The sequence below is a fragment of the Halopelagius longus genome, assembly GCF_900100875.1.
GTDB classification, from domain to species: domain Archaea; phylum Halobacteriota; class Halobacteria; order Halobacteriales; family Haloferacaceae; genus Halopelagius; species Halopelagius longus.
Genome location: NZ_FNKQ01000002.1, coordinates 465,898 through 489,076, shown reverse-complemented (window position 1 = coordinate 489,076; position 23,179 = coordinate 465,898). Strand labels below are relative to the sequence as shown.

Annotated in this window: 29 protein-coding genes and 1 tRNA gene; 18 read left to right on the top strand and 12 right to left on the bottom strand. The window is 64.7% G+C overall.

Annotated elements, in window-relative coordinates:
• Positions 1 to 83: 83 nt before the first annotated feature.
• Together BLS11_RS08265 and BLS11_RS08260 are read right to left on the bottom strand one after the other, a co-directional pair.
• Positions 84 to 551: a response regulator gene (locus BLS11_RS08265; RefSeq protein WP_092535823.1), complete on the bottom strand. Its 468-nt coding sequence runs from the start codon at positions 549 to 551 to the stop codon at positions 84 to 86.
• A gap of 71 nt (positions 552 to 622) precedes the next feature.
• The gene (locus tag BLS11_RS08260; protein WP_092535820.1) at positions 623 to 2,101 is read right to left on the bottom strand and encodes a sensor histidine kinase; all 1,479 of its coding nucleotides are present in this window, start codon (positions 2,099 to 2,101) and stop codon (positions 623 to 625) included.
• 127 nt (positions 2,102 to 2,228) lie between these two features.
• On the opposite strand from BLS11_RS08260, the gene BLS11_RS08255 reads away from it, so the two are divergent.
• Together BLS11_RS08255 and BLS11_RS08250 are read left to right on the top strand one after the other, a co-directional pair.
• Positions 2,229 to 3,014 (top strand): DUF7504 family protein, encoded by a 786-nt coding sequence (locus BLS11_RS08255; protein WP_092535817.1) that lies wholly within the window; start codon positions 2,229 to 2,231, stop codon positions 3,012 to 3,014.
• 61 nt (positions 3,015 to 3,075) lie between these two features.
• Complete coding sequence (locus BLS11_RS08250) at positions 3,076 to 5,235, top strand: hypothetical protein (RefSeq protein WP_092535814.1); 2,160 nt, start codon at positions 3,076 to 3,078, stop codon at positions 5,233 to 5,235.
• A gap of 3 nt (positions 5,236 to 5,238) precedes the next feature.
• On the opposite strand, the gene BLS11_RS19375 is transcribed toward BLS11_RS08250, so the two are convergent.
• From BLS11_RS19375 to guaB, 4 genes are all read right to left on the bottom strand, one after another.
• A complete protein-coding gene (locus tag BLS11_RS19375; protein WP_175454410.1) occupies positions 5,239 to 5,385 on the bottom strand; it encodes a DUF7503 family protein in 147 nt (48 codons plus the stop codon).
• 223 nt (positions 5,386 to 5,608) lie between these two features.
• The gene (locus BLS11_RS08245; protein ID WP_092535811.1) at positions 5,609 to 6,205 is read right to left on the bottom strand and encodes a HalX domain-containing protein; all 597 of its coding nucleotides are present in this window, start codon (positions 6,203 to 6,205) and stop codon (positions 5,609 to 5,611) included.
• Positions 6,206 to 6,405: 200 nt separating this feature from the next.
• Positions 6,406 to 7,476, bottom strand: coding sequence for a TrmB family transcriptional regulator (locus tag BLS11_RS08240; RefSeq protein ID WP_092535808.1), 1,071 nt, complete (start codon positions 7,474 to 7,476; stop codon positions 6,406 to 6,408).
• A 179-nt stretch (positions 7,477 to 7,655) separates the two neighbouring features.
• The gene (guaB, locus tag BLS11_RS08235; protein WP_092535805.1) at positions 7,656 to 9,161 is read right to left on the bottom strand and encodes an IMP dehydrogenase; all 1,506 of its coding nucleotides are present in this window, start codon (positions 9,159 to 9,161) and stop codon (positions 7,656 to 7,658) included.
• A gap of 331 nt (positions 9,162 to 9,492) precedes the next feature.
• Between guaB and BLS11_RS08230 the strand changes: the two genes are divergently transcribed.
• From BLS11_RS08230 to BLS11_RS08205, 6 genes are all read left to right on the top strand, one after another.
• Complete coding sequence (locus tag BLS11_RS08230; protein ID WP_092535802.1) at positions 9,493 to 9,708, top strand: DUF8099 family protein; 216 nt, start codon at positions 9,493 to 9,495, stop codon at positions 9,706 to 9,708.
• Between the two features lie 6 nt (positions 9,709 to 9,714).
• Positions 9,715 to 10,632, top strand: a complete 918-nt coding sequence (locus BLS11_RS08225; protein ID WP_092535799.1) for a DUF5794 domain-containing protein — start codon at positions 9,715 to 9,717, stop codon at positions 10,630 to 10,632.
• Positions 10,633 to 10,725: 93 nt separating this feature from the next.
• Positions 10,726 to 11,124 carry a secondary thiamine-phosphate synthase enzyme YjbQ gene (locus BLS11_RS08220; RefSeq protein ID WP_092535796.1) on the top strand — a complete coding sequence of 133 codons (399 nt, stop codon included), beginning with the start codon at positions 10,726 to 10,728 and terminating at the stop codon, positions 11,122 to 11,124.
• 52 nt (positions 11,125 to 11,176) lie between these two features.
• The gene (locus tag BLS11_RS08215) at positions 11,177 to 11,398 is read left to right on the top strand and encodes a DUF5795 family protein (protein ID WP_092535793.1); all 222 of its coding nucleotides are present in this window, start codon (positions 11,177 to 11,179) and stop codon (positions 11,396 to 11,398) included.
• 61 nt (positions 11,399 to 11,459) lie between these two features.
• Positions 11,460 to 11,638, top strand: a tRNA-Trp gene (locus tag BLS11_RS19370).
• Between the two features lie 223 nt (positions 11,639 to 11,861).
• Positions 11,862 to 12,806, top strand: coding sequence for a DUF7983 family protein (locus tag BLS11_RS08205; RefSeq protein WP_092535790.1), 945 nt, complete (start codon positions 11,862 to 11,864; stop codon positions 12,804 to 12,806).
• A gap of 29 nt (positions 12,807 to 12,835) precedes the next feature.
• Here BLS11_RS08205 and BLS11_RS08200 read toward each other — a convergent pair whose 3' ends face one another.
• Complete coding sequence (locus BLS11_RS08200; RefSeq protein WP_092535787.1) at positions 12,836 to 13,141, bottom strand: DUF7526 family protein; 306 nt, start codon at positions 13,139 to 13,141, stop codon at positions 12,836 to 12,838.
• A gap of 340 nt (positions 13,142 to 13,481) precedes the next feature.
• Here BLS11_RS08200 and BLS11_RS08190 point away from each other — a divergent pair, with 340 nt between their 5' ends.
• Entirely contained in the window at positions 13,482 to 14,258 is a 777-nt protein-coding gene (locus BLS11_RS08190; RefSeq protein ID WP_092535781.1) for an alpha/beta fold hydrolase, read from the top strand.
• A gap of 282 nt (positions 14,259 to 14,540) precedes the next feature.
• Here the strand turns inward: BLS11_RS08190 and BLS11_RS08185 are convergent, their stop codons facing one another.
• Positions 14,541 to 14,804 carry a HalOD1 output domain-containing protein gene (locus BLS11_RS08185; protein ID WP_092535778.1) on the bottom strand — a complete coding sequence of 88 codons (264 nt, stop codon included), beginning with the start codon at positions 14,802 to 14,804 and terminating at the stop codon, positions 14,541 to 14,543.
• Positions 14,805 to 14,992: 188 nt separating this feature from the next.
• On the opposite strand from BLS11_RS08185, the gene BLS11_RS08180 reads away from it, so the two are divergent.
• Positions 14,993 to 15,205 (top strand): Sp36 family protein, encoded by a 213-nt coding sequence (locus BLS11_RS08180; protein ID WP_092535775.1) that lies wholly within the window; start codon positions 14,993 to 14,995, stop codon positions 15,203 to 15,205.
• Positions 15,198 to 16,220 (top strand): DUF7972 family membrane protein, encoded by a 1,023-nt coding sequence (locus tag BLS11_RS08175; protein WP_092535772.1) that lies wholly within the window; start codon positions 15,198 to 15,200, stop codon positions 16,218 to 16,220. Before BLS11_RS08180 ends, BLS11_RS08175 begins: the two co-directional genes overlap by 8 nt.
• A gap of 76 nt (positions 16,221 to 16,296) precedes the next feature.
• On the opposite strand, the gene BLS11_RS08170 is transcribed toward BLS11_RS08175, so the two are convergent.
• Together BLS11_RS08170 and BLS11_RS19050 are read right to left on the bottom strand one after the other, a co-directional pair.
• Positions 16,297 to 17,088 (bottom strand): GTP cyclohydrolase III, encoded by a 792-nt coding sequence (locus BLS11_RS08170; protein WP_092535769.1) that lies wholly within the window; start codon positions 17,086 to 17,088, stop codon positions 16,297 to 16,299.
• 73 nt (positions 17,089 to 17,161) lie between these two features.
• Positions 17,162 to 17,449 (bottom strand): hypothetical protein, encoded by a 288-nt coding sequence (locus tag BLS11_RS19050; RefSeq protein WP_114936164.1) that lies wholly within the window; start codon positions 17,447 to 17,449, stop codon positions 17,162 to 17,164.
• An 80-nt stretch (positions 17,450 to 17,529) separates the two neighbouring features.
• On the opposite strand from BLS11_RS19050, the gene BLS11_RS08165 reads away from it, so the two are divergent.
• The 3 genes from BLS11_RS08165 to BLS11_RS19365 all read left to right on the top strand — a co-directional run bounded on the left by BLS11_RS08165 (position 17,530) and on the right by BLS11_RS19365 (position 19,241).
• Positions 17,530 to 18,318: an HAD-IIA family hydrolase gene (locus tag BLS11_RS08165; protein WP_092535766.1), complete on the top strand. Its 789-nt coding sequence runs from the start codon at positions 17,530 to 17,532 to the stop codon at positions 18,316 to 18,318.
• Positions 18,319 to 18,372: 54 nt separating this feature from the next.
• Positions 18,373 to 18,963 (top strand): DJ-1/PfpI family protein, encoded by a 591-nt coding sequence (locus tag BLS11_RS08160; RefSeq protein ID WP_092535764.1) that lies wholly within the window; start codon positions 18,373 to 18,375, stop codon positions 18,961 to 18,963.
• 104 nt (positions 18,964 to 19,067) lie between these two features.
• Positions 19,068 to 19,241, top strand: coding sequence for a hypothetical protein (locus BLS11_RS19365; RefSeq protein WP_175454409.1), 174 nt, complete (start codon positions 19,068 to 19,070; stop codon positions 19,239 to 19,241).
• Between the two features lie 127 nt (positions 19,242 to 19,368).
• Here BLS11_RS19365 and BLS11_RS08155 read toward each other — a convergent pair whose 3' ends face one another.
• The gene (locus BLS11_RS08155) at positions 19,369 to 19,767 is read right to left on the bottom strand and encodes an OsmC family protein (protein WP_092535761.1); all 399 of its coding nucleotides are present in this window, start codon (positions 19,765 to 19,767) and stop codon (positions 19,369 to 19,371) included.
• Between the two features lie 162 nt (positions 19,768 to 19,929).
• The gene (locus BLS11_RS08150) at positions 19,930 to 20,646 is read right to left on the bottom strand and encodes a metal-dependent hydrolase (protein ID WP_092537209.1); all 717 of its coding nucleotides are present in this window, start codon (positions 20,644 to 20,646) and stop codon (positions 19,930 to 19,932) included.
• 105 nt (positions 20,647 to 20,751) lie between these two features.
• Here BLS11_RS08150 and BLS11_RS08145 point away from each other — a divergent pair, with 105 nt between their 5' ends.
• From BLS11_RS08145 to BLS11_RS08130, 4 genes are all read left to right on the top strand, one after another.
• Positions 20,752 to 21,111 (top strand): DUF8064 family membrane protein, encoded by a 360-nt coding sequence (locus tag BLS11_RS08145; protein ID WP_092535758.1) that lies wholly within the window; start codon positions 20,752 to 20,754, stop codon positions 21,109 to 21,111.
• A gap of 92 nt (positions 21,112 to 21,203) precedes the next feature.
• The gene (locus BLS11_RS08140) at positions 21,204 to 21,884 is read left to right on the top strand and encodes a TIGR00266 family protein (protein WP_092535756.1); all 681 of its coding nucleotides are present in this window, start codon (positions 21,204 to 21,206) and stop codon (positions 21,882 to 21,884) included.
• Positions 21,885 to 21,944: 60 nt separating this feature from the next.
• The gene (locus BLS11_RS08135; protein WP_092535753.1) at positions 21,945 to 22,721 is read left to right on the top strand and encodes a fumarylacetoacetate hydrolase family protein; all 777 of its coding nucleotides are present in this window, start codon (positions 21,945 to 21,947) and stop codon (positions 22,719 to 22,721) included.
• Positions 22,722 to 22,783: 62 nt separating this feature from the next.
• Entirely contained in the window at positions 22,784 to 23,176 is a 393-nt protein-coding gene (locus BLS11_RS08130) for a DUF1648 domain-containing protein (RefSeq protein ID WP_092535750.1), read from the top strand.
• Positions 23,177 to 23,179: the final 3 nt, after the last annotated feature.

Here is a 23,179-nt window from a genome sequence, read left to right as displayed (position 1 = left end):
GCGGCCGGCCGCGCCGCTACTCGCCTGTTCGGACCCGCGGCTAGCGGTTGCACGGTCGAACACCCGAACCGCGGAGAACACGCCTACGCGAACTCGCGAAACTCGCCCGGAGGGAGTCGTTCCGAGTCGGCGGCCGACTCCCCGATGTCCTGGACCGTCTCGATGAATCGGTCGGGGTCGGCCGGTTTGACGAAGTAGCCTTCCGCCCCGAGTTCGTACGTCTCGCGGATGTCGTCGGGCGACCGCGACCCCGAGAAGACGACGACGGGCGGCGAGTACAGGTCCGAATCGTTCGTTATCCTCTCGAGGATGGTTCTCCCGTCGATTTTGGGCACGTTGAGGTCCAAAATCGTGAGGTCGAGGCCCCCCGCGCCGTCCCCGAGGCGTCGAAGGAGGAAGTCGAGTGCCTCCGCTCCGTCGGTGAGGTACGTCACCGAACTCTCGACGTCGAGTTCCTCGAACGCTTCCTCGATTAGCCACACGTCCCCGGGATTGTCCTCTACGACGAGCACTCGCAGGGGTTCGTCTCCGGGATTGGAATTTGGACTCACGTGTTCACCACTCGGTCGGGGCTGTGCGAACCAGTAGTCACCCTCACCGTATAAACTCCCCTTCGAACGCCTTAGGCTCTCTCCGTCGGAAGGGTGAAGTAGAACGTCGTCCCCTCGCCCGGTTCGGAATCGACCCAGATGTCGCCGCCGTGGTGGTTGACTATCTTCCGACAGAGGGTGAGGCCGATGCCCGTCCCGCGGTACTTCTCGTTCGAGTGCAGTCGGTTGAAAATCTCGAATATCTGGTCGAGGTACTCCGACTCGATGCCGATTCCGTCGTCGGCGACGGAGAACACGCACCGGTCGCCCCGCCTCTCGGCCGTGACGTCCACGCGCGGGGGGTCGTCGCTGTACTTGATGGCGTTCGAGATGAGGTTCGAGAACACCTGCTCCAGTTGGTTGGCGTCGCCGACGACCGTCGGCAGTTCGTCCGCGGAGACGACCGCGTCGCTCTCTTCGACCCGTATCCGCAGGTCGTTCAACGCGTCCTCGAGGACGGCGTTGCAGTCGACCGGTTCGAATGCGGGGTCGTGCATGTCGATTCGGGAGTACGAGAGCAACCCCTCGACCATGTCGCGCATCCGGTCTGCGCCGTCGACGGCGAAGTCGATGTACTCCCGCGCGTCCTCGTCGAGTTCGTCCGCGCGCCGCCTCTCCAGCAGCCGGAGGTAACTCGAAATCATCCGCAACGGCTCCTGTAGGTCGTGGGAGGCGACGTAGGCGAACCGCTTGAGCCGTTCGTTCGACTCCTCTAACTCCTCGATAGTCTCTGCGAGAGTCACCTTCGCTTTGGTCCGGTCCACCAGCGTTCCGAGCATCCGCTCGACTTCCCGCGCGGGTTCGTTGGGCTCGAAGTACTCCTCGGGCGGCGTGTAGTAGAAGTTGTGACAGAGCGTCCCGTCGTAGATGAGGTGCGGGTGGGTCCGGACGACGTCTCTGAGAGTCTCGGCGGGGATGGTTTCTAAATCGTACTGACAGATGGCGATGCAGTCTTCGCCCTCGAACAGTTGGTTCACTCGGCTCTCGTACTCCATGAAGTCCGGAATCTCCGTCCGTTCGTCGAGTATCCAGTTCGTGTCCGCGGTCACGCGAAACCCGGGGTAGTCCGCTTTCGCCTTCTCCAGGGCGTCGCGGTAGACGGAGAGCATGTCGTCGGGGTCGAACGTCCCGGTGCGGAGGTACGTCTCCTCTATGGTGTGGAAACTCAGCGCACCGGAGGAGAGGGCGGCGTCCACGTCGATACCGCCGTCGCGCATCGCTTCGAGGACGTCCGCCTCGGTCGGTTCGTAGATGACGTACATGACTCGTTCGCCCCGCGATAACCCCTGCCGGACGAACGGAACCATGGCCGCGAACTGTTCCTCCCGTGACTCGTAGAACAGCGCGATGTGTTGGTTCGCGTCTAAGTCCTCGAGCGGTTCGACCGGCCCCCGAAACTCCGGGCTCGACCGAAGCGCCTCCAGTCCGCTCTCCATGCGGACGGGTTCGACACTCCCGACGCCTCCGTCGCGCCCCCCGCGGTGTGAGTGACTCGTCGCCTGTTTGTCCATCGCAGTTCTTCAGACGCCACGGGATTAAGTACTCGTCGCAGTCCATACCGGTCCGATACCTCTCTCCCGGCGTTAACTGCTCGAACACACAAAGTATTATTTAACGCGGAGTCATGTCTCAATCTGAATGGTTCAGGGAGGCGAAACCGGCGCCGAGCGCTCCGACGGCGTGACGAGTTTCGCGTGCGCACTCGAGGAACTCAAAGAGCGCGGGAGCGCGTTGCTCGTCGTCGGTTCGGTGCCCGAAGAGGTGTACGCGAGGATGTCCGCCAAGATGCTCGGCGACGGCGACGCGTCCCCTCGGCGGCGTCTCCTCGTGACGCCGGTGTCGGGCGTCTCCCACAGGGACTTCAGACTCGAAGGCGTCTCCCGGCGGACGCCGGAGTGGACCCGCATCGTCCAGTACGAGTCGCACGCGCGGCACGCGGCGGCCGCCGACGCCGACGCCGCCGTCGTCTCGTCTCCCGACGGTCCGGTGGAAATCGGCGCGGCGAACGGCCACGGCGACGACCGGACGGCCGCCGACGGCCGGGACCCCCTCGCGGAAATCGTCGACGGGGAGATAATCGACCTCGGACTGGCGGTAGCCGAGACGATAGACCAGTTCGACGGCATCGCGTCGGGACTCTCCCCGGCGGAACTCCGCGTCGCGTTCGACTGTCTCCCGACGCTTCTCTCGGAGTACGACCGCGAGACGGTGTTCCGGTTCGTCCACGTCCTCGGAAACAACGTCCGGTCGGTCGGCGGGATGGCCCACTTCTGGCTCCCGCAGGGCCGGCGTTCGGAGACGGTTCGCCTCTTCGAACCGCTGTTCGACGCCACCGTCGAACTCCGACTGGACGGCCACGAACTCGCCCAACGGTGGCATTTCCGCGACGCTGACATCTCCTCGGAGTGGCTCTCGTTCGACTGAGGGTCATTTCACGGTACTGTCACCCATACGCTTTTAGTCGAGAGTGAAAACAACGTAGACAATGGACCAGTTCGGCGGTCGAACCGAGTCGGAGACGACTTCCGAGAGTCCGAACGAACACCTCCAACTCTCGTTTCGAGCGACCGACGACGGACTTCTCGTGGCCGACCCCATCGAACGGCACCAGTTTCGGCTCTCGACGCCGAGCGCCGTCTCGCCGGCCGCCTCGGACCCCACCGACTTCTGGTTTCCCGCCGACGCCGCGGTCCGCATTCGGACGGACCGAATCGACCTGCCGACCGTCGTCTCCGTCTGCGTCCGCGACGACGACGGGGAGATGCTGGCGCAGACCGAACACTTCGGCGACGAGTCGTTCGAGCGAGGAACGTACAGCGTCGAACTGTTCGCGCCGATAAAGGTGTACCTGCGGGTCACCGCGCCGTTGTCGGTCAGTTCCGACGCCGAGCAGACGACAATCGAGTTCGGCGAGGAGACGACGGTGCTCGTCGGTGCGCGGTCGCACCACAAGCGACCGGCGGCGACGATTACGGTGCCGGACGACCCTCGGGCGGTGATGGAAGCGATGTCGTATCTCGGGTCCGCGCTCAAAACAACCACCGTCGAACGGTCGTACCCGACGCTCCGGGGGCATCCGCCCCTCCTCGAACGCGGCGACTCCCTCGACGTGCCGCCCGGGTTGGAAGCGCCCGAGACGGGCGTGACGGTGGAGTTGCCCGCAGAGTACAGCTATCTCTACGTCGCCGCGCCGTTGGTGTACTACCTCGGCGCGACGGTGACCGAAGGGCCGACGCCCCGGATAGTCACCGAGAGCGGATTCGAGTACGACCTCGACGCTCCGGTCGGATTCGAACGAGAGGTCGAACGGGTGTTGAAGCGGGCGTTCTTCCTCGATTGCCTGACGCGGACAGAGGGGTACTACGACGTGGACCTCCACGAACGGCGGGCCGTCGAGGACGAACTCGACCTCGACTTCGCGGCGTTGTACGACCGGTCGCTCTCGGAGCAACTGGAGGCGTACCTCGACGTTCCGCACGGGGTCGTCGAATCGCACGTCCCCGAGTGGAAACTGACGACGCACGTCGCGCCGACGGCGGACAACCTCGAACTCGTACCGTTCGTGGCGAACGACCTCGCCGTCGTCCGGACGCCGGACGCGACGCCGGTGACGAGTTCGGCGGCGCAGGCCTCCGCGGTGGACGAGTTCCTGCGCGCCTCGCGACCGGACGGCGCGCGGGCGAACGCGGCCGGCGACTTCACCCGGAGTGCGTCGCCCGCCGCCCCGTCGCCCGAACGCGAGTACGTCCGACCGGAGCGGACGGACTCGCTCGAACAGGCGTGGATAGGCGAGGGGACGCCCATCGGCGCGAGCAAGGCGTCGCTACAGGCGTACCGTAACCGCCTCAACCGCGAACCGAGCGAGGGCGACATCGGCATCACCGTCGTCTGCAACGACCCCGAGATGGCCGAGGAACGTGACGTCGTCGAGGACGTGTACGGGTCCCGCGAGGAACTCCCGTTCGACGTACGGATGCACTACGACCTCACCGTGGACGAACTCCGCGAGGTGCTCACCGTCGGGACGGACTTCCTCCACTACATCGGTCACATCGACGACGACGGCTTCCAGTGTTCGGACGGCGCGTTGGACGTCTCCGCGGTTGACGAGGTGGGAACCGACGCGTTCCTCCTCAACGCCTGCCAGTCGTACGAACAGGGGATCCACCTCATCGACGCGGGCGCGATAGCCGGCGTCGTGACGCTGAACGACGTGGTGAACAGCGGCGCGGTGAAAATCGGACAGAACCTCTGTCGCCTCCTCAACTCCGGGTTCCCCATCCGGAGCGCACTAGAGATAGCCAAAGACGACAGCGTGATCGGAAACGACTACATCGTCGTGGGTGACGGGGGGTTGGCAATCGCACAGAGCAGTGGGGGGTTAGCTAACCTCGGCGTCATCGAACGAGCGGAGAGTGGATACACCTTCGAGTTTCGGACCTATCCGAGCAGCGAAATCGGGATGGGTTCAATCGTCATCCCACATATCTCAGAAGTCACCAGCCACTACATCGCCTCGGGGTCTGTAGATACCTTCTCGATGTCTCAAGAGGACCTACAGGAGTTTCTCTCCTTAGAGGATATTCCGATTCTCTTCGAGGGTGAGCTCCAATGGAGTACGACGTTCAGCTCGAATACGCCGTAACGTTCACGGGCCGTAGATGACGCTGTTGTTCCCCGCCACCACTGCGCCCGCCTGCGACAGGAGGACGAGGGCGGAGAACAGGACGCCCATCATGCGTGGGTGCTCGGAGAGGAACTGTGCGACCGCGCTGTTGTCGTCGTCGGGGGACATTACGGATACGGCGACGGTCCGCGAGAAGATTAATTTTTCCGAGAAAACCTGACACGTAATTAACTCAATTAAGTTCGATTACAGGTTAACAAAAACGCCAATTGCGTCGATAGGTCGTCTGACGAGACGTAACTGCGTAACAGTCTATCGGGTCGGTGTCCCGGCGGGGTCACGCCCGAGGTACGCCTCGGGGGTCGGCGAACGCGGGAGATACACGGAGAAGTTACTCGTCGGGGTCTTCGAACTCGACGTCGGAACCGAGATCGCGGTAGACGGCGGCGATGTCGCGTTCGTCGTCGAGGTTCTGGAGCGCCTCGTCGAGTTCGGATCGGAGTTCTTTGAGGCGTCCGTCGAGTTCGTTGTACTCCTCGCTGCTCTCCAAGGAGGTGGCGTCCTTCTCGGATTCGAGGAGCGCCTTCTTCGAGGCGAGCGAGAACAGTTCCTTCACGCCGTCGTCGTAGGCGTTGCGTAAGAGGAGGTTCGAGACGGTCCCTTCGAGCGCTTCCTTCGAGACTGGCTTGACGAGGTAGTCGTCGAACCCCATGGCGACGATGTCGAAGTCCGGTTCGACGGCCGTCACCATGGCGACGCGACATTCGAAGCCGCGGTCCCGTATCTCCGCAAGCGCTTCGTCACCCGAGAGGTCCGGCATGCGCCGGTCTAAGAGCACCACGTCTACGGCTTCGTCGAGTGCTTCGAGCGCCTCGCGGCCACCGTAGGCGACGCGGACTCGATACTCGTCCTTGAGCCATGTTGCGTACAGGTCTGCGAGATCCGGCTCATCTTCGACGATGAGCACGAGTGGCTGGTCAGCACTCATGTGTATCTTCGTGGTGTTCCGGGAACACTCACGTCACCGAATGTTTCGCGGGGGCATATCAATATACCCCTTATTCCGGACCGGGTGAGCGGGTTGGAGGGCGGTCGATTTCTCACCAATACCTCTCAAAGGAGGCTACCTGTTGGTATAGGTTCCGGCATGAGACGAGCGGAGGGCGACGAGTTCGGAGGGAGAAATCGTCACGCTGAGCACTCGAGGACGGTGATCCGCGTCGCTTCCACGTTTTCGAGGACGGCACCCCACCCGCCGACGGTGTACCGGCCGCCGCCGTCGCCCGTCTCGACGGTGAAGCAAACCCGACCCGCAAGTTGCGAGAGGGGGGGCGACCCCTCCGTCTCGCCCGCGCCGGCGTAGTTCACGTCGACGATCCGACCCTCGATCTCGACGGCGTCGCCGGTCTCCGTCTCGTACCCGTTCACGCGGGCGGTGATCTCCGCGCCGTCGTCCAGAAACGGCTCGATTTCGCGGATGCACCGCCGGAGGTCCGAGTAGACCAACGGCGGGTCAGTCGGGCGAACGCTGTACACCTCTTCCCACACCTCCCAGAGGCACGTCTGGAAGTACCAGTGAAACACGTAGGTCAGCGTGTAGTCGTCCACGAGGACGCCGTACTCGTTGAGCGAGTGCGAGTGCGGGGCGAAACACGTCCCGGTGCGGTCGATGAGGACGACGAACGGCGTCGGGAGGGTTCGGTGCCGCACCTCGGTCGCGGTACCGTCGAACTCCACGTCGAGCGACGCGTCGGAGTCGGTGTAGAGCGTCGCCTTGACGAGGACGTCGTTCGAGAGCGCTTCCCGGAGCGCGGGTTTCAGTTCCTCGTACTGCTTCGGCGTCGCGGCGAGTTGCACCTCGTTGTCGGCGTCCCGGATGAGCGACGCCGCGCGCTGTATCACCGTCTCGAAGCGCTTGACGATGCTCAGTTTGTGCTGGTCGACCTCCGGTTCGTCCCACCGCTCTTCTATCTCGTCGGCCGCCTCTTCGAGCATCGACGCCCGACCCCTCAGGTCTTCGAGGACGACTGCGGGGTCACACGCGCGCGCTTGTAGGCTCTCCTGTTCGTACGTCTCGATGTACCCCTTCGTCTCCAAATCGCGGAGCACGTCGTAGATACGCGCGTTCGGAACCGCACACGAGTCCGCAATCTCGGTTGCGCTCGCGGTCCCGAGTTGGAGGAGCGTGGTGTACGCCTCCGCCTGATACTGCGAGAGCCCGGCGTCCTCGAGCGCGTTCCGCAGTTCCGTCGAGTCCATCGTTCGGCGACATATCCCGACCCATTAATCAATAACCTTTGGGAACGGACCACATCCGGAGTAGTCACTCGGGAGTTCGGACGCAGAGCGGAGAGCGAATCGCGGTCGGTTCGGGCCGCGGCGTCACGTCGGCCGAACGAGTCGGCGCGTCAGGACGCGACGGACCGAGGGCGGGTCGGTTACTCGCCCTGCGGACTGTAGTTCGGCGCTTCGTCGGTTATCATCACGTCGTGGGGGTGGCCCTCGGTCTGACCCGCACTGGAGACGCGGACGAACCGGGACTCGCGCTTGAACTCCGGAATCGTCTCCGAACCGACGTAGCCCATCCCGGAGCGCATCCCGCCGACGAGTTGGTGGAGTTCGGAGGCGAGCGTCCCCTTGTACGGCGTCGCCGCCTCGACGCCCTCGGGGACCATCTCCTCTTCTTCGTCCTCGTCTACGTCCTTGAGGTAGCGGTCGCCGCCGCCGGACTTCATCGCGCCGACCGACCCCATGCCGCGGTACTGCTTGTACTTCTTCCCGTTCATCGTGATGACGCGGCCGGGAGCCTCGTCGGTGCCCGCGAAGTACGACCCGAGCATGACGGCGTCCGCGCCCGCGGCGATGGCCTTGATGGCGTCGCCGGAGTAGCGGATGCCCCCGTCCGCGATGACGGGGACGTCCTGCTCCGCGGCGACGTCCGCGACTTGGGCGACGGCGGTAATCTGCGGCATGCCCGCGCCGGTGACGACGCGCGTGGTACAGATGGAACCGGGGCCGATGCCGACCTTCAGGCCGTCGGCGAAGTCCACGCAGGCTTCGGCCGCCTCGCGGGTCCCGATGTTGCCGACGACGACGTCGGCGTCGACGGACTCCTTGATGTCGCGTGCGCTGTCGAGGACGTTGAGGTTGTGCGCGTGCGCGCAGTCGATGAACAACACGTCGGCGCCCGCTTCGTCGGCGGCGGTGGCGCGGTCCATCTCGAACGGGCCGACGGCGACGCCGACGCGGAGGCGGCCGTCCTCGTCGCGCGCGGCGTTCTCGTGTTCGCGGCGCTGGAGGATGCCCTGCATCGTCACGAGTCCGACGAGGTGCTTGTCGTCGTCGACGATGGGAACGCGCTCTATCTTGTGGTCGTACATGAGTTCGAGCGCTTCGCGGGCGGTCACGTCGCGCGGCGCGGTGATGACCTCGTCGGTCATCGCCTCGCGCACCTCGTCGGACTCGCCGACTTCGAGGTACGGACGGATGTCCGTCCCGGAGATGATGCCGAGGACGGTGTCCTCTTCGTCGACGACGGGCGCGCCCGAGACGCCGCGGTGTTCCATCATCTCGTCTACCTCGCGTACCGTCTGGTCTGGGTTCGCGGTGACGACGTTGTCCCGTCTGATGACGAGTTCGTCGGCGCGCTTTACGCGTTCTATCTCCGCGACCATGCCCTCTACGTCCATGTTGCGGTGGAGGACGCCGAGACCGCCCTCGCGGGCCATCCCTATCGCCATCCCGCTCTCGGTGACGGTGTCCATCGCCGCCGACAGAACGGGGACGTTGAGTTCGACGTTCTTCGAGACGCGCGTGGACACGTCCGCGTCGTCGGGTTCGACGCGGCTCTCGGCGGGTCTGAGTAGCACGTCGTCGAACGTCAGCGCCTCCGGCACCTGCAGTTTCTCTGAGAAAGACTCTCGCTCGGGAACGTCGTTCGCCATGTAAATCGTCCATAGTCCTGCGACAAAAGGGTTCCGAGACGGCACGCCCGTGCAGAAGGTTGGCAAGCAGATACCCTACCCTATACACGATAGTGCTATCCGACCTCTCTAAAAGAACGGTTCGTCGCGTACGAGGCGGAGACGCTCGGTACCCGGTGAACGTTCGTGCAAAATTCGCCCGATACGCCAGCCGATTTCGACGATTCGTCAACTTATCCCTGGTTCGCCGAAAGACCGTAGCCGGTGTTTAAGTATACACGGTGAAGGTATCTTGTACCATGTTTTCCTTTCCCACACAACGTTTAATACTTTCGTGCAATTGATTTCAGGTATGGACTCCGAGTGTCCCGCCGCATCGCGCATCGCCGGTCAGGAAATCGTCGACTCCGGCAGCCTCTTTATTACAGCGATGTGGCGGACATTTAAATTCGGGAATAAACTTCTCCCGAATCTCAATCTCCTCGGAGTGCGCGGACTCGCCGGACACGACGACGTCTCGCCCGGTTTGGGTCCGTATCGCCATTTGGCCGATGGTGACGGCCGTTAGATTCGAATGAGCGTCTCACGACATCCGGTCGCCCTCCGCTTAGAACAGCATGTGGGCGGAGCCACGCGCCTGCTGGCGACGGTCATGGCTCTGCCCCTCGTAGACGGCATCTTCCCCGCGCTCATCATCGCGGGTGCGCTGAGCAGTCCGGCCAGCATACTGGAGACGGGGCTGCTCATCTTCGGGGGGTCCGCCACGGTGGCGGTCATCCTCGCCGAGATGGAAGGCACCCGGCGCGAGCAGATAACCTCCGTGCTGCTCATCGGGGCGTTCATCATCCCCATCGCGGGCATAGAAGCGGTGTTCGCCGAGACGTTGCGGACGCTGTTGGCGTTCGAGGTGTTCCACCGCTTCGCCGGGCTGGTCATCCTCGCCGTCGCCGCGAAGACGGCGTCCTCGAAGGTGGGCGAGTACCTGCCCTCGCCGAGCATCATCATCGGACTCGGCCTCGTTGCGAGCTTCGACCCCTCGGGCGCGCGCCTCATCGTCGACCCCAACGTGACGACGATACTGCACGCCGCCGCGGCGGCCGGGACGGGCGTCGGGTTCGCCCTCCTCGTCGCCCTGTTCGCGCCCCGCCTCCGCGGGGCCGTGGACATCGACCGCTTCCGCTTCGGGAGTTCGGTCGCACTCGGCATGCTCGCCATCGACGTGTTGGGCCTCCTCCCGACGGACCGCCCCATCGCGCTGGGCGTGTTGGCCGTCACGGCCCTGTTCGCCTTCGACCCGAACGCCGGCGAGGCGGACGCCGACTCGGCCGCCGAGGAATCGGGTCCGTCCAGCGCCGCACTCGCGGACGGCGGCGACTCGGACCCCTCGCCCGCCGCCGCGGACTCTGACGACGACGCGGCCGACGCCGACCCCGACTCCGACGCCGGATACGGCTACCCCGGCGAGGACGAGTCGCGCGCGCCGTGGCTCTGAGACACGTCGGCTCCGATTTCTCCCCGGCCGACGCCGCTGCGACCGACCGCCGCTGACGCACTCTTTTGCCCCCGCCCGCCGTTCGTCTCGACCATGGGAACGGCCCGATTCGACGTCGAGACGGACGCCCGCCTCGACGTCTCGGACGTGACGGACCGAGTCGCAGATGCAGTGGACGACGCCGCCGGCACGGACGCGGACGCCTGTACGGTGTTCGTCAGACACACGACGGCGGGCGTCGTCTGCAACGAGAACGAACGCCGACTGTTGTCCGATATCGAGGAGTTGCTCGCCTCGGCCGTCCCGGACGAGGGGTGGTCACACGACGAACTCGACGGCAACGCGGACTCGCACCTCCGCGCCCTCCTCCTCGGCAACAGCGTCACCGTCCCCCTCGCGGACGGCGAGTTGGACCTCGGAACGTGGCAGTCGCTCCTCTTGGTGGAGTGCGACGGCCCTCGGACGCGAACGGTTTCGGTGGTGACCCACTGACCCCCGACGCGGACGCGGAGGACTTACCACACTCCGTATCCACGAACCCGACATGAGCAATCGCGTCGTGCAAGGTCGGATGGTGACGCCCAAACGACTCGCGGAACTCGTCGAGGGAGAGCGTCCGATGGAGGCCGAGGACATCGAAGACGCAGACAGGGACTGCCCCGAGTGCGGCGGCAACGTCCTCTCGGTCGGCTACATGCCGAGCGTCACTGAGTTCGTGACCGCTTACAAGTGCCAAGACTGCGATTGGTCGGAGACGGACCGCTGACGGACCGCCGTCAATCGAAATTCCTTTAAGTCGTATCGTCTAACTTTCGGGTGCACACACAGGGGCCGTGGCCAAGCCCGGGATGGCGACTGACTCCAGAGGCTTGGCGCCCGGTGACGACACTCCAGACTGATATACCGAGCGACCGACTGATCATCGGTCGTGTTGACGACCCTCTGGAGTACCGAGGCGCGTACCGGAGATATCAGTCGATCGGGGGTTCAAATCCCTCCGGCCCCACTTTCTCTCAGAACTCCACCCCGAGCGAGCGCTCCGTCGCTCGCGGACGGCGTGAGTTCTGTACGTCGTGTACGCCGAGGGGTTTGAATCAGAGAGCGAACAAAGTGAGCGACCGTCGTTCAATCCCTCCGGCCCCACGTCTTCTCGGAACACGTGTTCACCGGGGGAGAGATCAACAGAACTAGGCCCCACGCTTTTGCTCTCAACGGGCGAATTTTCGGACATGACGTTCGATTCCGTGTGGACCGATCTTCGCGACCGTTGTGAGGAGATCGAGTCCGACTCTGTCCTCGTGACCCCGTCGTCGGAGCGCGCGTTCGCGATCGAGTCGTCGCACGACGATCGGATCATCGTCGCGTACGTCGGAGACCGGCGAGATCGAGAGCGCCCGCTCTGGCGAAACCAGTTCGAGGTCCTGTACGACTGGCTCGAGTCAGACTCGGGTGAGTTGTCGATCGCCGAGCTTCCAGCGGGGGTCGAACCGTACGTGTCGGTAATGAGTCTCTCGGACCAGTACACCGTCGACGAATCCGAGGATACGCTCCGGCGAAGTGAGTCTAGCGAGCGAAGAGAGAGTCCCTTTCTCCGCCCGGAGTGGACCGTTCGGACGCCCCCGCAGCGTATCTACGACGACGTGGTGCTCCTCGCCGATACGCTCCAACGGCACGACCTCGACGACCCCGACTCACTGTCGTCCGAGGCGCTCGTCGATCTGTACGTGCTCCTCTCGGACGTCCAGCGGGGGGCGGATCGGCTCAGGAAAACGGTCGGAGACGCACTACTGGAGTACATCGGGCCCGATGCGGACCTCCACGGACGATTCGGGACCGTCCATCGGACGGCCCGCAAACGCCGCCACCTCAGAGACGAGAAGGCGGTTCTAAGCGTTCTCGACGAAGAGGGCGTTCCCCGCGAGTGGGTGTGGGGGATCGACCCCGAGAAGCTCGACGTGGTGCTTGCAGTCACGGATATCGACGAACAGGACGTCTATAACGTCGAAGAGCAGGTTTACGTCCAGAAAACGTCGGTAGAAGAAGCGGAAAAGCAATCGCAGTTACAGGGGCTCAAAGACCGGCTCGCCGGTCTCGACACGGAGGAGGCCGAGGATCTACGAGACGACATCGAAGAACTCGAAGAGCGCCTCGACACCGTCCTCGCAGCCGGATAACGTGGCAGGCCGCAGAGAATCGACGTCGGCTACGTCTCCGGGTCTCCTCCAGAGACTGCTGTGACGTAGACACCGGCCATGTCCGTCTTCTCGACGGTCAGCGTGACCTCCTCGTCCTCCTCGAAACGCCGGTCGGTCACGACAGTTACCGCCTCGATTGGGCTGCGGCGGATAAACGCCCAGACGAGAGCCAGTATCGAGGGGTGACCCCCTTTCCGGAGTACGATCACGTAGCGCGACTCGGCTAACTCTTGGAGGGCGGGCGTCAAGTCGTGGTCGTCCAGTTCGTCCGGAGGGATGACGTGCAAGACGTCGCCCTGGATTGTCTCGGTCACAGTATCACGGTGAGGGCTAAGAGAAGGAAAGGTGTGCTATCGAGCTTGCTATCGGTCCGACGCTCGGACATCGAAAAGCGCACTCCGATGGAGAAGGCCGCGAATGTGAGCGAGGGAGCGTTAGCGACCGAGTTCGACACCTGGCCCCGCTTCCCCTCCGGGACCACGACCGGTGAGCACCGCCTGGTGCGTGCTCGCTTCTCCTTCGAACTCTCCACCGTGGGTAGTTCTGTGTGCACCTGCGCGAGAAACGCGTTCTCGGAGGGGAGTTGAGCGACGACCACACGAAACGGCCGGACGGGGAACAGTTTAGTTGACTCACACTTTAACGCCGTACTCCATGCGGACAGTCACCTCGGCGGACGGAACGGAGATAGCCTACGAACGGGAGGGGTCGGGTCCGTCGCTCGTCCTCCTCCACGGAGGGTCGGGGACTCGTCGGGCGTGGGACAGGCTCCGACCGCACCTCGCCGACGATTTCACCCTCGTCGTTCCCGACCGGCGGGGACGAGGCGACAGCGGCGACGCCGACGAGTACCACCTCGACCGCGAAGTCGCCGACGTGCGCGCACTCGTCGACGCCGTCGACGGTGAGACGACGGTGTTCGGGCACTCCTTCGGCGGCCTCGTCGCGCTCGCAGCGGCGACCGAGGTGGACGTCGACCGACTCGTCCTCTACGAACCGGCGGTCCTCGTCGGCGACCACCGCGACGACGACTTGGCCGACCGGATGCGGGAGAGCCTCGACGCCGGCGACCGCGAGAGGGCGATGAAGCTGTTCTACCGGGACGCCGGCGGCGTCCCGAAGCCCGAGCGGTTGCCGTTCTGGCCCGAGGAGGTGAACTTCGACCTCGTCGAAACCGTGATCCGGGAGAACTACGCCGTCGAGGAGTACGACCTCCCAGAGGACATGGGCGTCGATGCTCCGACGCTTCTGCTGACGGGCGAACACGGTCCCGCGCACCTACGAGACGCCGCGTTCGAACTCGACGAACGCCTGCCGGAGAGTCGCCTCACGGAACTCGACGGCGTCGGACACGTCGCCACCGACTCGGCCCCCGACCGCGTCGCCGCGGCGATTCGAGCCTTCGTCCGAGAAACGAGGCCACGTGAGTAGGCGGTGCGAGGACTCCCGTTTTCTCGGTGCATCCGACGGTCCCGCCGACGGTTCGACGCGGGCGGTGGCCGACGAGAGCGCGGGAGAATCGAGATTCGATATTCGAAGCCCTTTGCAGTCCTATCGGCCGGCCGCCCCCTTCGCCGAGACTCCGTTCGGCGAGTCGGTTCACGGACCCGCCGGTACGCAACGCTCGCCCGCCGTAAAAGGCGAATCGACCCCCATCAGTCGCATCACCGTCTCTCACCACCGAAGTTACCCACCCCACGTACGCACCCCTAATTATTCCAGTTCGTCGAACGTCGCGCACCCGTCCTGCGTGACGGTGATGCGATACCCCTCGTAGTTGAACGTGATCTCCACGTCGGCGTCGCGCGACGGCGGCGTCGAGAAGACGGGGTCTAAGACCTGTCCGATAGTGTCCCACGCGCTCTGCAGACTCAGCGGGTCGGTCCCTTTCTGGTCGGCGACCGCCTGTACGATTTGCGCCGTGGGGTTCGCATCAGTGTCTAGTCTCCGATGGGTCGAATCTTCGTCTGCTCTCATACGTACGCCCCTCTAGAACCCGCCTCCATAATAATTCGTCAGACTAACGACAGCTAGTGAGAGAGTATCGTTTCGCTGTGTGTACTCTCTCGTGAACGTTCGTCATTCGAGACAGACCGCGCGGCCGAACGAAACTCGTCTCCTCCGGGCACCACGTTTAGCCCGGATGCCCCCGTATCCCACGACGAATGGACGCGCCGCCGCCACGCAGATGGGAGTACCGGACGTTGGAACCGCCGCGCGAGAGCACCCAGAAGGAGGCGGAGGACCCGACCGACGAACTGAACGAACTCGGTCGCGAGGGGTGGGAGCTCGTCGATACCATCGACTACACCGGCGGCGGGACGAAGTACCTCGTTCTGAAGCGACCCGCGGACACGGAGAGGGATTCGGATGAGTAACGGGGAAAACGAGACAATCGGCACGGCGAACACGATGCGGGAACGGGCCGGCGAGAGTCGGGCGAAGCTGTGGTTCCTCCTCGAAGCCAACCGATTGGCCGTCGTCGCCATCCTCGCACTCTTCGTCTTCGTCGCGTTGGTCGCGGCCAGCACGGTGCTTCAGCCGTCGTTACAGCAGAAGATTCAGACGTCCAACGCCATCGAGTGGATATTCTCCTCGATGATAGGCGTCGTCGTCACCGGCACGACGTTCGTCGTCACCATCAACCAACTCGTCCTCTCGCAGGAGACGGGGCCGTTGGGCGACCAGCGAAAGCGGATGAGCGACGCGATGGACTACCGCACGTACGCCTCGGAGCTGTTCCAAGACGCCCCGCCGGCCCACCCCTCGGAGCTCCTCCAGCAGCTCGTTCGGACGAGCAAGCAACGGGCGGCCGCACTCGACCGACTCGTCGAGGAGAGCGACGACGACGAGCTCCGCAGACAGGTCTCGGAGTACTCCGAGAGCCTACAGGAGAACGCCGAGAAGGTAGACGAACAGCTCGAAGGCGCAGAGTTCGGGAAGTTCGACGTGATGACGGCCGCGCTGAACTTCAACTACTCGTGGAAGATATACCAGATAGAGCGCATGACGGAGCAGTTCGACGAGAGCCTGAGCGACGACGAACGGGAGGCGTTCGCCCGCCTCCGGTCGGCGCTTTCGATGTTCGGCCCCGCCCGCGAGCACATCAAGACGCTCTACTTCCAGTGGGCGTTGGTGGACCTCTCGCAGTACATCCTCTACGTCGCGGTGCCGGCCATCGTCGTCTCGGGATGCATGCTCGCGTTCGTCGGCGTGGGGACGTTCCCGGGGGCGACGCTCGGAATCGACAACATCGTGTGGGTCACCGCCGGGGCGTTCACGATCACGGTGCTGCCGTTCCTGTTGTTCACGTCCTACGTGTTCCGCATCGCGACGGCGGCGAAGCGAACGCTCGCCATCGGTCCGTTAGTTCTCCGAACGCCGGGGGAGTGACCGTGGACCCACCGACCGAAGGCGACGCGTCCGCGTTCGGACGACGGCGGCGGGCGTCGGCGGGCGGTCCGGAAGTTCAGTCCTCGGCGAGGCCGATGTCGGGGCTGGGAACCTCCATCTCGACGACGGTGCCGCGGTGACGGCACTCTTCGAGGGCGTGCTTTGCGACCATCCCCGCATCTTGGACGTTGTCCGCGACGCCGACGCCGACTTTGAGTTCGACGCCGACTTCGCGTTCGACGTGGTCGATGGCCGACCGGTACGCCGCCTCGTCCATGTCGGGGCAGACCGAGATGATGTTGTCGCCGCCGACGAAGAAGGAGAGCGCACCGTGTTCCTCCCGGAGGTGGCGCATGAGCGAGGCGTACCCCTGCTCTATCTCGATGAACGAGTCGAACTCGTTGAGTCGGTCGGTGTACTTGCCCGTCGCGTCGTTCACGTCGAAGTGGGCGATTTGGACGTCCGTCGCCGTTCGGTTCCGTTCGTCGAGTGTCGTCCCGGCGAGTACCTCCCGCCGGTCGCCGTCCTGCGCGCTTCCGGCGCGTTGCAGACCCGCTGTGGCCGTCTCTAAGGCGTCGATGGGCGTCGAATCGACGCCGGTGCCGAGGCTGATAGTCACGGGGTAGCGGTTGCCGATGGACTCCTGCATGAGTTCGTGGGCGTCGCCGTCGAGTCCGTTCGTGACGGCGACCATGTTGTCGAACCGCGTGAAGAAGACGTACCCGTCCCGACTGCCGACGAACTGCGCGAGGTCCGCGAACAACCGCGACTGGAGCGTCTGAAGGTCCATCTCCCGTCGCGGTTCCGGGGTGACCGTCCACGGACCGTAGTTGTCTATCTGGATGAGCGAAAGCTGCGTGTTCGTCACACTTCGTCCGAAGGGAGACTCGCATATCGTTCTTTGGTTCTTGCACGTCGCGGAGACCGACGGGAAGCGTCGGTCACGCGGTCGTTCGGCCGAGAAGCCACAGGCGCACCGAGTCGAACAGCAACCACAGCAGCAACCACGTCAGGACGCCCGCGAACGCGATGGTCGTCGTAGAGAGGAGGGGGACGAGGCTGGCGACGGCGACCAGCACGGAGTACGCGAGGAACATCGCAAGCAGGGCCGCGCCGAGACTCACCGCGCCGCAGACGTAGTGCCCCCTTCCGAGAGCCTCGTCTCCCGCCCTCGACTCCGGCGCTCTCCCTCTCGGTCCCGCACCGCCGGGGTGGACAGCGAACAACATACGTATATGTACGTTAGCACATGACATAACTCCTCCTGCCGGCGTCGGATTCAACACCGGACCGCCCGAACGGAGGGACGATGAACTACCGCGGGGTCATCCTGGACGTGGACGGCACGGTGGTGCGGGGCGACGAACCGATACCCGGCGCGGGCGACGGACTCGACGCAGTCGCGTCGGCGGGACTCGGGCGCGTCTTCGTCTCGAACAACCCGGCGAAGCAACCGTCGGCGTACGAGGAACGGTTCGCGCGCGCCGGTTTCGAGGTGTCCGCCGAGGAAGTCGTCACCGCCGGCACCGTGACGGCGCGGTACTTCGCCGAGGAACGCCCCGACGCGGCGGTGTACGTCGTCGGCGAACCCGGACTCGTGGAGATACTCGACGACGCCGGCGTCTCCGTCGTCGAAGACGCCGACGACGCCGACGTCTACCTCGCGTCCATCGACCGGTCGTTCGACTACGACACCCTCTGTGACGCCCTCGATATCCTCTCGGACGACGGCGTCGCCTTCGTCGGCACCGACCCGGACATGGTCATCCCGGCGGCGGAACGCGACGTGCCGGGGTCCGGCGCGGTCATCAACGCCGTCGCGGGCGTCACCGAGAGAGAACCCGACGCGGTGTTGGGAAAACCCTCCGAGACGGCGAAGTCGATGGCCTTGGAGCGACTGGGCACCGACCCCGAGGAGACCCTCGTCGTCGGCGACAGACTCGACACCGACATCGCCCTCGGCGAACGCTTCGGCATGACCACCGTCCTCGTCCGAACGGGCGTCACCGACGAGGAGACGCTCTCTCGGTCCGCCGTCGAACCCGACTACGTCCTCGACTCGGTGGGCGACATCGGCCGCGTCCTCGACGCCGCGTGAGAACCCCACACAATCGTTATCACCTCTCGCGGGGAATGTTAACTCGGTGATACCATGTCCGAGAGCATCCTGATGATAGTCGGCGACTTCGGGGAGGACTACGAGATAATGGTGCCGTACCAGGCGCTGACGATGGTCGGACACGAGGTGGACGCCGTCTGCCCCGACAAGGAGGCGGGGGAGACGGTCAAGACGGCCATCCATGACTTCCGCGGCGACCAGACGTACGTGGAGTCCCGCGGACACGACTTCGAGTTGAACGCGACGTTCGACGACATAGACCCCGCGGAGTACGACGCCCTCGTCGTCCCCGGCGGACGCGCGCCCGAGTACCTCCGGACGCACGAGGAGGTTCTCGACGCCGTCCGGCACTTCTTCGAGGAGGACAAGCCCGTGGCCGCACTCTGTCACGGCCCGCAGATTCTCGCCGCCGCGGGCGTCTTAGACGGGTACGAGATGACCGCATACCCCGCCGTGCGCGCGGAAGTCGAGGCGGCGGGATGCTCGTGGGTGGACGAGGTGACGGTGGACGGGAACCTCGTCACCGGACAGGCGTGGCCCGACCACCCGGAGTGGTTGGCGGCGTTCTTGGACCTCCTCGGCACGGAGATATCCGAAACCGAACCCGCCGCCGCGGACGACTGACTGCGACGGAGGCACCGACCCGAACTCGAGACCGTTCTTTCCGACGTAAAGTGCATGGGAATGTCTGACAAAGACTTATATTATCGAGTGCGCTACCACCGAGTATGAAAGGACAGCCGAACAGCCCGTACGTCTTCGACGAAGACGTGCAAGAACCCCACGGACCGTACCTGTCGAACGACGAAATCGAAGAAGCCGACCTCAGCGACCCCGAGGGACGGGAGGTCGTCATCGTAGACGGAGAGGCGATGAGTTACCGGGCGTACCACCGCCGCTGAACCCTTCTTCTGTCGCGTCCGGTCCGTGCGGTGCGGCGAACGCGACTATCGGATACCGGAGAGTACGGGCGAGAGCGACCGCGACGAACCTCGTCGGAAAAAATGCGGGGTGTACGAGTCGTCGTCCTCAGAACGCGCCGCCGTGTACTTCGATGTCCGCGTGGAGTTCCTCGCGGAGGGCCGCGTGGACGTGGCAGATGCCCTCGGCGCGGTCGACGATCTCGTCGAACTCGCCGTCGTCGAGGTCCGCCTCCACGTGGATGGCGAAGCTGATGCGTTCGAGGTCGTCGTCGTCGTTCAGGTCGGCGTCGGCGTCGATCTGAATCTTACCGAGGTCGTCGTGGCCCGTCTGCTGGCCGCCGACGCGGAACGCGGGCAGGAAACAGGACGCGTAGTCCGCGACGAGGACCTGATTCGGGTCGGGACCATCTTCGTTCGTGGCGTCGATGGTGAGTTCGAAGTCGCCGACCTGACTCGTGGACGCGAAGCCTTCCTCGCTGACGGTGGAAGTTTGGATGTCGCTCATTGCGTTCGTGTACTCGTGTGCCTTCGTCCTAAAGGTTGCTCAAACTCGTTCTCGGAGGGTGCCTCCGTCGCTCGATTCCGAGCCGAGCGTGTCGAAGAAATAACGTCGGAACCGACGGTCACGGAACGTTGGAGGTGACCGCCTCGACCCGCCGCGGACGCGTCACTCCAGCGTGTACGACTCGTCGCCGTCGAGGACGTGGACGTCGGCGTCCGTCCCCGTCTTCTCCACCTCGTCGACGAAGTCCTGGACGTCGATTTCGATTGGCGGGAACGTGTCGTAGTGCATCGGGAACACGTGGTCGACGCCCAACCAGTCGGCGGCGACGGCGGCCTGCCACGGACCCATCGTGAAGTGGTCGCCGCACGGCAGTGCGGCGGCGTCCGGTTGCAGGAACGGCGCGATGACGTCGATCATATCCGACATCAGCGCCGTGTCGCCGGCGTGGTAGAACGCCGTCGCGCCGTCGTCCTCGTCCTGCGACGGTCTCTCGTCGCTGATGACGAAGCCGGCGGGCACGCCGATTTCGTTCTCGTAACTCGTGTTGAGGCCGTTCGTGTGGTCCGCGCGGTGCATCGTCACGAACGCGTCGCCGCACTCGGTGGTGCCGCCGAGGTTCATGCCGATGGCGTCCTCGAAGCCGTGTTCGTCCTGCATGAACGCCGTCATCTCCGGCACCGCGACCAACGTCGCGTCGGTGAACGCGTCGACGTCGGCGATGTGGTCGGCGTGACCGTGCGTCAAGAGGAGGTAGTCCGGCGTCTCCACGTCCTCGGGTTCGAGGTCGGTGTGGGGGTTGTCGAAGAACGGGTCGATGAGGAAGGTGGTCCCGTCTACGTCGACGTGCCACGTCGAGTGTCCGTGCCAAGTGAGTTCCATCGTCATGAGTCGGCGGGAACTACTCACGACAGTGCCATAAAAGATGCCGAACGCCGCACCGCCGACGACGATAGACATATCCGCGGAACGGACGTTCCGGCGAGTATGTCGCCCTCCACCCGACTCGGTAGCGGAATCAGTCGCTACCGCGCAGTCGTCGCCGCCCTGTTCACCGTCGCGGCGTCCCTGTACGTCGCGTTCGTGTCGATTCCGCCCCTAGTTGTCATTGTTGCCGTCATCGCGGTGGTGTACTCCGTCGCGAGCGCGTTCGATACTGTCCGCACTCACCCCCTGTACAATCTCGCGTCGGCGGTGTTCGCCGCCCTCCTGTTCGGACTGTGGTACGTCGCTTCCAACACCGACGGACTGTTCCTCCTCGCGTTGACCGTCCTCTCCGCGTTCGGCGTCGCCGTCGAGGCGTACAACTACCGGCACGGAACGTCGTACCTCCGCCTCGACTTCTGAGCGTCCCGGAGGAGACGGGAACGTTCTCCGAAATCTGGACGTTCTATCTTCGGCGTAATTACACTCATTTGACGACGCGACGACGGAGACGTATGGAGTACGACATCACCCACCGGCCGTCGGACTCGCTTCTGACCGTCTCCCTGTCGGCGGGCGAGGAGATACGGGCGGAGGGCGGCGCGATGGTCTCTCACGACGCGAGCGTCGAGATGGAGACGAACGCCACGGGCGGCTTTCTGAAGTCGATTCGGCGGTCGTTCGGCGGCGAGAGTTTCTTCCAGAACACGTTCCGCGCGGCGGAGGCGGGCGAGGTGTCCTTCGCGCCGCCCCTCCCCGGCGACGTGACGCACGTCGAACTGGACGGCGAGACGGTGTACGTCCAGTCGGGGTCGTACCTCGCGGGCGACACCGCCCTCGACGTGGACACGAAGTTCGGCGGGTCGCGGTCGTTCTTCGGCGGCGAGGGCCTGTTCCTCCTGAAAGTCACGGGGGCGGGGCCGGTGTTCCTGTCGAGTTACGGGGGCATAGAGGAGGTGGACGTGGGCGCGGCGGACCCGTTCGTCGTCGATACGGGCCACGTCGTCGCCTTCGAGGAGTCCGTGGACTTCACCGTGCGTCGCGTCGGCGGCCTGAAATCGACGGTTCTCAGCGGCGAGGGACTCGTCTGCGAGTTCCGCGGCGACGGGCGGGTGTGGTTGCAGACGCGAAGCGCCGACGCGTTCCTCTCGTGGCTGATACCCAAACTGCCGACGCCGCCGTCGTCGGGACAGTAACGGGGTTCGGGGGTTTCCGGGAAGGAAAGAACGAAGCGGAGGGGCGGAGACGCACCGGGTATGCATCGGGTACGCTTCCGCGACCCCGCGGGGTCCGTCCGGCGCGGCGAGTGGCACGGCGACACCGCCGAGGGAACCTCGGCGAGCAACCAGACGAAGTCTGGTGACACTGTCTCCTTCGGCGGCGAGACGTACGCCGTAGACGAGGTGGACGTGCTTCCGCCCTGCGAACCGACGAAGATAGTCTGCATCGGTCGCAACTACGCGAAACACGCCGAAGAGCGAAACGAGGACGTTCCGGACCGGCCGTTGCTCTTCCTCAAGCCGCCGAACGCGCTCGCGTCGCACGGCGACACCGTGACCCTCCCCGCCGGAAAGGAACGAGTCGAGTGGGAGGCGGAGTTGGCCGTCGTCGTGGGCGAACAGTGCCGTAACGTCTCCGAGGAGGAGGCGATGGACTACGTGGCGGGCTTTACCTGCATGAACGACATCTCGAACCGCGACGACCAGAGCCGAGAGCAAAACTGGGTTCGCGGGAAGGCGTTCGACAACAGCGCACCCCTCGGCCCGGTGCTGGCGACGCCCGACGAGGTGCCCGACGACGCGAGCATCGAACTCCGCGTCGACGGCGAGACGAAACAGGACTCCTCCATCGACGCGTTCATCTTCTCGATTCCGGAACTCGTCGCCGAGATTACGACGTACGTGACGCTCGAACCGGGCGACGTCATCTCGACGGGGACGCCCGAGGGCGTCGGGCCACTCTCCGACGGCGACACGGTCGAAGTCGAAATCGAGGGCGTCGGCGTCCTCGAACACGACGTGCGCGTCCCGTAAGAATCACCCCGGGTGACAGTCGTGACAAAGAACTAAACATCTCACGCGGCGTACCGGCGAGTATGAACGCTCGTCAGTACGACGCTCTCAGCGTCGCCCTCCTCGTCGGTAGCGCCGTCGCCGGCCTCCTCCTTCTCCCGTCGCTTCCCGACCAGTTCGCCATCCACTTCGGCACCGCGGGCGACCCGGACAGTTTCACCTCGCCCCTCGTCGGCGTCCTCCTCCTGCCGGTCATCGGCCTCGGGTCGCTTCTGTTCGTCCGCGGCATCTCCTCCGTCGCCGGGAGCGAGGACGTTCCGCCGGCGTTCGGACTCCTCCTGTCGGCGTTTCTCGCGTACGTCCAAGGGGTCGTCCTCGCGTGGAACCTCGGCTACCCAGTGGACGTGGGACTCGCCGTCCTCCCGGGCGTCCTCGTCCTCCTCGTCGTCGGGTTGGCGATAGACCGACTGTACTGAGCG